Origin of the sequence: Mycobacterium angelicum (assembly GCF_002086155.1) — a bacterium.
In the GTDB taxonomy this organism is placed as follows: Bacteria; Actinomycetota; Actinomycetes; order Mycobacteriales; family Mycobacteriaceae; genus Mycobacterium; species Mycobacterium angelicum.
In genome coordinates this window covers 1-224 of sequence record NZ_MVHE01000476.1, presented here as the reverse complement: position 1 = coordinate 224, position 224 = coordinate 1, and the positions used below count along the sequence as shown (strand labels likewise).

Sequence of the window (224 nt, the reverse complement as noted above, 5' to 3'; positions counted from 1 at the left end):
ATCGCGGGGCACTATTTCGCAGAAGGTGTCGCCGGCGCGGTGCTTGAGTTCATTCGCGGTGCCTTCGGCGATGATTATGCCGTGATCGATCAGGATGATGCGGTCACTGAGCGCATCCGCCTCCTCGAGATACTGCGTGGTCAACAACGTGGCAATGCCCAGCTTCTTGAAGCTGGCCACCAGATCCCAAATAGCTTGCCGGCTCCTGGGATCGAGCCCGGTGG

1 pseudogene is annotated in these 224 nt (G+C 59.8%); it reads right to left on the bottom strand.

The features are described from left to right. A pseudogene (locus BST12_RS30325) lies at positions 1-224 on the bottom strand (daunorubicin/doxorubicin resistance ABC transporter ATP-binding protein DrrA); the annotation flags it as partial.